The 1,140-nt window shown below is 68.1% G+C and carries 2 protein-coding genes; both read left to right on the forward strand.

Going from position 1 to position 1,140, the window contains the following annotated elements; all coding sequences use genetic code 11:
* The first annotated feature begins 53 nt into the window (after positions 1-53).
* Positions 54-785 carry a precorrin-2 C(20)-methyltransferase gene (locus tag MOV74_RS38700; RefSeq protein ID WP_246932836.1) on the forward strand — a complete coding sequence of 244 codons (732 nt, stop codon included), beginning with the start codon at positions 54-56 and terminating at the stop codon, positions 783-785.
* A partial coding sequence (locus MOV74_RS38705) for an SAM-dependent methyltransferase (RefSeq protein WP_246932834.1) occupies positions 782-1,140 on the forward strand: 359 nt, incomplete at its 3' end. The genes MOV74_RS38700 and MOV74_RS38705, both read left to right, overlap by 4 nt.

Consider the following 1,140-nt stretch of genomic DNA (forward strand, 5'->3'; position numbering starts at 1 on the left):
TCCGCGATCACGGTCGCCGCCGTGAAAGCGCTGGCGAGCCGGAGCGAATAGCGATGGGACGCATCATCTGCTGCGGTCTCGGCCCCGGTGATCCCGATCTGATGAGCGTGCGCGCAGACCGCACCGTGCGCGGCGCGAAGCACGTGGCCTATTTCCGCAAGATTGGCCGGCCGGGCCAGGCGCGGCGTATCGTCGACGGCATGTTGGCGACTGACGTCACCGAATACCCCATGGAATATCCTGTCACGACTGAGATCGCCTTCGACAGCGCTGAGTACGTGCAGCTGCTCGCCGGCTTCTACGACGAATGGGCCGAGCGCCTGGCGCGGCTTGCGCGCGCGGTCGATGTCGTCGTGCTCTGCGAGGGCGATCCCTACTTCTACGGCTCGTTCATGCACCTGCACACGCGCCTGCAAGGCCGGGTCGAGATCGAGGTGATCGCCGGCATTCCCGGCATGGTCGGCTGCTGGAACGGCGTCGGACGCCCGATCGCGCTCGGCGACGACGTGACGACGGTGTTGATGGGAACACTTGGCGAAGACGAGCTCGAGCGGCGCATGCGCGATTCCGATGCGCTCGTCGTCATGAAGACCGGCCGCAATCTCGCAAAAGTGCGCCGCGCGCTCGCATCCGCCGGCCGGCTGGACGATGCCTGGCTGGTGGAGCGCGGCACCATGCCGGGTGAGCGCGTGGTGCGGCTCGCCGAGATCGACGGCGCCGACTGTCCTTATTTCGCGATCGTGCTGGTGCACGGCAAGGGCCGGCATCTGGACGCCGCCGAATGACTGGTACCTTGACCATCGCGGGCCTCGGGCCGGGCAGCGATGCGCTGGTGACGCCCGAGGTTACGGCCGCGTTGGCGTCCGCGACCGACATTCTGGGTTATGCGCCCTATGTCGCGCGCGTGCCGGCTCGGCCGGGGCTTAACCTGCATCCCTCCGACAATCGCGAAGAGCTGCAACGCGCGAGTGAGGCTTTGCGGCTTGCGTCCGAAGGCGGGCAGGTCGTCGTCGTGTCCTCCGGCGATCCCGGCGTGTTCGCGATGGCCTCCGCCGTGTTTGAGGCGCTCGAACAGGCGCCGCAATGGCAGGGGCTGCCGATCCGCGTGCTGCCCGGCATCACCGCGATGCTGGCGGCGGC

Origin of the sequence: Bradyrhizobium sp. SHOUNA76 (genome assembly GCF_023006445.1) — a bacterium.
Lineage (GTDB): Bacteria > Pseudomonadota > Alphaproteobacteria > Rhizobiales > Xanthobacteraceae > Bradyrhizobium.

Bases quoted from the DNA above. Each gene is read 5' to 3' on its own strand.
- MOV74_RS38700 (WP_246932836.1), top strand. From the start codon at position 54: ATGGGACGCATCATCTGCTGCGGTCTCGGCCCCGGTGATCCCGATCTG.